The organism is Hydrogenophaga sp. (assembly GCF_030656115.1).
Taxonomy (GTDB): domain Bacteria; phylum Pseudomonadota; class Gammaproteobacteria; order Burkholderiales; family Burkholderiaceae_C; genus Hydrogenophaga.
Genome location: NZ_JAUSOO010000127.1, coordinates 1 through 5,880, shown reverse-complemented (window position 1 = coordinate 5,880; position 5,880 = coordinate 1). Strand labels below are relative to the sequence as shown.

Sequence of the window (5,880 nt, the reverse complement as noted above, 5' to 3'; positions counted from 1 at the left end):
GCGCTCAGAGCGCGCATAGCCTGGGCCGAGCCCTTGCCCACGTCGCCATAACCGGCCACCACGGCCACTTTGCCGGCAATCATCACGTCGGTGGCGCGCTTGATGGAGTCGACCAGCGACTCGCGGCAGCCGTACAGGTTGTCAAACTTGCTCTTGGTCACCGAGTCGTTGACGTTGATGGCGCGGAACATGAGCGTGCCCTTGACGCTCATCTCGTTCAGGCGCAGCACGCCGGTGGTGGTCTCTTCGGTCACGCCAATGATTTGCGCGCTCTTGCGGCTGTACCAGGTAGCGTCTTCGGCCAGCTTGGCCTTGATGGCGGCGTACAGACAGGTTTCTTCTTCACTGGTGGGGTGGTCCAGCAGGCTGGCGTCTTTTTCGGCACGCTTGCCCAGGTGCATGAGCAGCGTGGCATCGCCGCCATCGTCCAGGATCATGTTGGGGCCTTCGCCTTCGGTACCTGCGGCGCCAAAGTCAAAAATGCGGTGGGTGTAGTCCCAGTAGTCGGTCAGCGTTTCGCCCTTGGTGGCGAACACCGGCGTACCGGCGGCGGCAATGGCCGCGGCGGCGTGGTCTTGCGTCGAGAAAATGTTGCAAGACGCCCAGCGCACCTGCGCGCCCAAGGCTTGCAGGGTCTCGATCAGCACCGCCGTTTGAATGGTCATGTGCAGCGAGCCGGTGATGCGCGCGCCCTTCAGGGGCTGCTTGGCCGCGAACTCTTCGCGGATGGCCATCAGGCCGGGCATTTCGGTCTCGGCGATCTTGATTTCTTTGCGGCCCCAGTCGGCCAGGCCGATGTCGGCAATAACGCAGTCGGCGTTGACGGTGGTGGGAATGCGTGCGTTCATGTTTCGCTCCAGTGGTGGTTGGGTTGACCCCCTTGGGCGCGACGAATGGGCAAAAAAAAGCCCATCGCACCGAAGGTGGATGAGCGTCGTTGCATGGATTTCCGAGCCTCACGCCCCGCGCTGACCAGGGGTCAGGGGTGCGCTGCAACGCTCCTCGGATGCGAGGATTCTAGCGCAGCCCGCTCAGGCCTGCTGTCGCATGGGTGTGCGAAACTGCCACGCCACCATGACCGAGCTTGCCCCAACACCGCTTTCCCACTGGCCCGCCGCGGCGCGCCAGCACATTCTCGGCGTGCTGACCGACATCGACGACACCCTGACCACCGAGGGCGCCATCACGCCCGACGCGTTGCACGCCTTGCACCGCTTGCGGGCAGCGGGCCTGCCGGTGTTCGCCATCACCGGGCGGCCGGCGGGCTGGAGCGAGCCCTTTGCGCTGGCCTGGCCGGTGAACGCCATCGTGGCAGAAAACGGCGCCGTGGCCTTGTGGCGCAGCCCTGCCGGGCCACTGCGCCGCGACTACCTGCAAGACGCCGCCACACGCCACGCCAACCACCAGCGGCTGCAAGCGGTGGCCGCGCAGATATTGGCCGAACTGCCCCACGCCCGCCTGGCGCAAGACAGCGCAGGGCGCGAAACCGACATCGCCATTGACCACAGCGAGCACCACCACCTGCCCGACGCCGACATCCAGCGGGTGGTGCGTCTGATGCAAAGCCACGGACTCAACGCCACGGTCAGCTCCATCCACATCAACGGCTGGATCGGGGAACACGACAAGCTGGCGGGTGCCCGCTGGATCGTGCGCACACAACTGAACCGCGAGCTGGACAACGAACTGGACCGCTGGGTGTACGTCGGCGACTCCACCAACGATGCACGCATGTTTGGCCACTTGGCGAACAGCGTGGGCGTGGCCAATGTGGCGCGGTTCTGGAACCAGCTTGCACACCGGCCCCGCTATGTGACGCCCAGCGAGCGCGGCGCCGGGTTTGCCCAGGTGGTGGACACGCTGCTGGCCGCCTGGAGGCCCGCATGAGCGAGCGCCCGCTGCCACCCGGGCCCGAAGCTGACCGCCCCAGCAGCGATGCGGTACCACCCCGTCTGGGCCTGTACGCCATCTTTGGCTCCACCTTCTTCGAACTGGTGGGCTATTTCATGCTCACCCCGTTCCTGGTCTTGCGGCTCCATGGCGACGGCGTGTCGACGGCGGTGGTGGGCCTGTTTGCCGCCACGGGCTGGCTGGGCATTTTTTTGATGACCCCGTTTGCATCGGCCATCACGCAGCGCCTGGGCCGCCGCCCCACGCTCTGGCTGGCTGCCACGGTGCCCGTGTTGACGACGGTCGGCTTTCTGTCCACCGCCGCCTTGCCCGCCTGGTTTGCGTTCAACCTGGTGGGCGGCATGGCGTCAGGCCTGCGCTGGGTGCTGGCCGAGGCGGTGGTGGCCGAGTTTGCACCGCCCGGCCAGCGGGGTCGCACCATCGGCATTTTTGAAACCATGGTCGGCACCACCTTTGTCATCGGCCCCGCGCTGCTGGCCTGGGTGGGCGCCGACCACAGCGCAGCGGTCTGGCTGGCGCTGGGGCTCATGGGCGTGGGGCTGGGCTGGAGCCTGGCCATTCCGCGCCTGCCAGCCGCCGCCGACGCGCACAGCGCACGCATTGGACTGGACGGCGTGTGGCACGCGTTCCTGGCCCACCCGCTGACCATGGCCATCGGGTTCATCGGCGGTTTCTTTGAGAGCGGTATCACGTCCATTTTGCCGCTCTATGGCCTGGCGCTGGGCCTGGGTGCCGCGGCCGCAGCCCTGCTGGTGGCCAGCAGCGGCCTGGGCAGCGCACTCACCATGCTGCCCGCCGGGGTGCTGGCCGACCGGTTGGCACACCACCCGCAACAGCGCTTTGGCGACGAATTTGCCGCACGGCACCTGATCATGAAGGCCTGCGCCGGCATCACGCTGGTCGCTACCCTGGTGATCCCGTTTGTCGCAGGCCTGCCGTGGCTGGCCGCGCCCGTGGCGTTCTTGTGGGGTGGTGCGGGCGGCTGCCTCTACACCATGGTGATGATTGACATCGGCTCCCGCGAAGAGGGTATTACCCTGGTCAACAGCACGGCGGTGCTGGTGCTGTCATACACCTTGGGGGGTGTGCTGGCACCTGCCTTGGGCGCCGCCGCGCTGCAATGGGCGCCCACGCTGGGCTTCCCGGCACTGCTCATGGGCGTGGCCAGCGTGGGCTGCTGGCTGCTGTGGCGGGGGTCAGGGCGCGGTCGATGAGGTGGCCGACACCACCGTCGTCGGCTCAGCCAAATGCGGCTGGGGGCGGTCCAGCACTCGGTCAGCCAGGCCGCCACCCACCCACATGCCCAGCAGCGTCAACCAGGCGGTCACCGCGAAGATGGCGCCGCCGGTCATGCCAGCACCCACCGCGCAGCCCCCGGCCAGCATGGAACCAAAGCCCATGAGCACCGCGCCAACGATGTAGCGCGGCATGGTGTAGCTGCCGCCAAAACCCTCCAGCTTCCAGTCGCCGCCCACCAGCGCACCCACCAAAGAGCCCAGAAACACACCCGGCATGAGCCCCAGGCCAAAGGTCCATGGCTCGCCGGGTTCGCTCAGCACCCGCATCAGCCACTCGGCCGACGGGCCGCTGAAAGTGAGGCCCTGAATCTGCACCGGCTCAAACGAGTTCGCCATCACCTGGTAGGTGCCGGCCCAGGCCAGGGCCACCATCAGCCCGGTGCCGATACCACCCGCCCATTTCCAGAAACTCCAGCCGCTGTGGTGTGCAAAAAACAGCGCCGTGATCAGCCACACCGCCGCAAACACCAGCCCGTCCCACGGGCCTGCGCCCACCAGCGCCAACACACTGCGCGCGGGGCCACCGTCCACCACCCACCAACTGGCCATGGTCTCGCGCAGCGGTGCCAACACGCCGCCCAGCGAAGCCTGGGCCACCACGGCAAAAATCAGCCCCGACAGCAAGGCCCGCAAGTTGCCGTTGGCCGACAGCACCAACAAGCGGCTGGCGCAACCGCGCGTCATGACCATGCCAACGCCAAAAATCAGGCCCCCCAGCAGGGCTCCCGACAAGCTGCCCTGCGCCGACAGCTGCCGGGCCGTGCTCACGTCCAGCCCACCCGACACCACCAGCAACTGCACGCCCACCACCGCCGTGGCAAACGCCAACAACCACACCGCCAGCTTGTCGCCAAACTTTCCGTGCCAGAACTCGATGACGGCCGCGCGCAGGCAAAAACGCGAGCGCTGGGCAAAAAAGCCGAAACCCAGCCCCACCAACAGGCCCAACACAGCCAGCACGGCAGGTTCGCCCCGGCTTTCAATCCAGCCTGTCCAGTCCATCGCGGCTCCAGTTATTTGTATATGCGTATTGGCGGATGTTACGCCGCACCACACCGGTCGGGTTGATCTTCAACAAACACCATGCAACGTTTTCAACCGGGTAAGCTCCAACCCGGCATTTCCCTGAACCCCGAAAGGATCGCTCCATGGCCATTCCCTGGCTGCTGGCCCTCAAAGTCATTCCATGGGGCGACGTGATTGAACACGCGCCCAAGGTGCTCAACGCAGCGCGCAAGCTCATGGACCGCCAGCGCACCGAACCCGCGCCCGCCGTGACCACCACCACCACCGCCGACTTGGTGAGCGAAGCCCTGCCCAGCCTGGGTGAGCTCAAAAACCGGCTGATCGCCGCCCAGGTGCAGCTGGACCGCCAGGCCGAGATGCAAGAACAACTCACCCAGACGCTGGCCGAACTGGCCGAACAAAACGCACGCCTGGTGAGTGCGGTGGAAGTGCTGCGGCTGCGCACCCGCATGCTGCTGTGGGGTACGGCGGCGCTGGTGCTGGCTGTGGCGTGGCTGGCCTGGCGCTGAACCCGTTGAGCGCGCTGGATAAGCCCGTTCAGCGCCGCCGCGTCAGAAACCCGGGCAACCAGCGCGACCACAGCGGGCCGCTGCCTGCGCCGCTGTCACCCACCGGGTTTGCGTTGCCAGTTGCCGCCGCCACGGTGGTGGCTTTGGCTGCAGTGATCGGGCGCAACGGAATGACCTTGGCCGCAGCCTGTGCAGTATCTAACGAGGCACCGGCGTCCAAGCCTTGGCCAAACACCGGTTCAACCCAGTCCAAAATGGGCAACCACTGCAAACGGTCGGCTTGGGTCACCGTTTCGGGCATGTCAAAAATGCTGATGCCGTTCTCCACCGCACGCACATAGACCTGCGCGGCACGCAGCGCACCGATGTAAGGCAGACCGACGCTGGCCGCCCAATCCTCGGTGACTTCACCCGCGCCCGTGCGGCCATCGAGCCGCATGCCCAAGGCGGCCACCCGGCACCGCCCCGAGGCGACTTTGGGGTGTGCACGCAACTCGTTCCAACAATCCGAGGCCGATTCGCGGTCAAAAACCGACCCAGCCACGGGCAGCACAATGGCATCAACCGCCATCACCACCTTGGCCAGACCCAGCCCGTGCAACCCGCCCGGCGTATCAAGAATGAGGTGCTGCGTTCCGATGAGCGGGCGGGCGAGCCCACCCGAATCACCCACCCAGCCCACGATGCGGGGTGCCGCCGACGGCCGGCGCGACAACCACACACGCATCGACTGCTGGTGGTCCAGATCGCCCAGCGTCACCGATTCGTTGCGGCGTGCCAGGTACGACGCCAGGTTGGTGGCCAGCGTGCTTTTTCCACTGCCGCCTTTGCGGCTGACGATTGCGAGGGTGCCCATGCGCTCAGACTATGGCGCCTTCAACGGCGCGTCAATCCGCACATGCGATTAACACGCAACCTGTCTGGCTGGATTAAGACCCCCGTTTGTTCAAGCCATTGCAAGATGCCGCCCTGTTTGCCCAAGCCAAACGGGACAGGTGTGGCACCTCGGTGGTGTGGGTTGACGATGCCATCGACATGGGTACGGACAACCTGCGCCATCTGGCCACCGAGCAGGCGGGCGGTATTGGGCATGAGTTCCTGATCCATTGGCTGCACGACAACCAACTGACCCAAGA

The 5,880-nt window shown here is 66.1% G+C and carries 6 protein-coding genes, 1 pseudogene and 1 riboswitch; of the genes and pseudogenes, 4 read left to right on the top strand and 3 right to left on the bottom strand.

The genetic code is table 11. The features are described 5' to 3' along the window. Positions 1 to 848 (bottom strand): adenosylhomocysteinase (locus tag Q7J58_RS16030; RefSeq protein WP_304830226.1); only part of this gene is annotated, 848 nt, incomplete at its 3' end. 74 nt (positions 849 to 922) lie between these two features. Beyond that, a riboswitch (S-adenosyl-L-homocysteine riboswitch) is annotated at positions 923 to 1,009 on the bottom strand. 65 nt (positions 1,010 to 1,074) lie between these two features. On the opposite strand from Q7J58_RS16030, the gene Q7J58_RS16025 reads away from it, so the two are divergent. Both Q7J58_RS16025 and Q7J58_RS16020 read left to right on the top strand, forming a co-directional pair. Beyond that, the gene (locus Q7J58_RS16025) at positions 1,075 to 1,887 is read left to right on the top strand and encodes an HAD-IIB family hydrolase (protein ID WP_304830224.1); all 813 of its coding nucleotides are present in this window, start codon (positions 1,075 to 1,077) and stop codon (positions 1,885 to 1,887) included. After that, complete coding sequence (locus Q7J58_RS16020; protein WP_304830222.1) at positions 1,884 to 3,125, top strand: MFS transporter; 1,242 nt, start codon at positions 1,884 to 1,886, stop codon at positions 3,123 to 3,125. Before Q7J58_RS16025 ends, Q7J58_RS16020 begins: the two co-directional genes overlap by 4 nt. Here Q7J58_RS16020 and Q7J58_RS16015 read toward each other — a convergent pair. Further along, positions 3,108 to 4,211 (bottom strand): YeeE/YedE family protein, encoded by a 1,104-nt coding sequence (locus Q7J58_RS16015; protein WP_304830220.1) that lies wholly within the window; start codon positions 4,209 to 4,211, stop codon positions 3,108 to 3,110. The two genes, Q7J58_RS16020 and Q7J58_RS16015, sit on opposite strands and share 18 nt — an antisense overlap. Positions 4,212 to 4,357: 146 nt before the next feature. Between Q7J58_RS16015 and Q7J58_RS16010 the strand changes: the two genes are divergently transcribed. Continuing rightward, on the top strand, positions 4,358 to 4,744 hold the full coding sequence (locus Q7J58_RS16010; RefSeq protein WP_304830218.1) for a hypothetical protein: 387 nt from the start codon (positions 4,358 to 4,360) through the stop codon (positions 4,742 to 4,744). Between the two features lie 28 nt (positions 4,745 to 4,772). Here the strand turns inward: Q7J58_RS16010 and Q7J58_RS16005 are convergent, their stop codons facing one another. Next, positions 4,773 to 5,600: a ParA family protein gene (locus tag Q7J58_RS16005; protein WP_304830216.1), complete on the bottom strand. Its 828-nt coding sequence runs from the start codon at positions 5,598 to 5,600 to the stop codon at positions 4,773 to 4,775. Between the two features lie 86 nt (positions 5,601 to 5,686). On the opposite strand from Q7J58_RS16005, the pseudogene Q7J58_RS16000 reads away from it, so the two are divergent. Continuing rightward, positions 5,687 to 5,880 (top strand): annotated as a pseudogene (locus Q7J58_RS16000) (hypothetical protein); the annotation flags it as partial.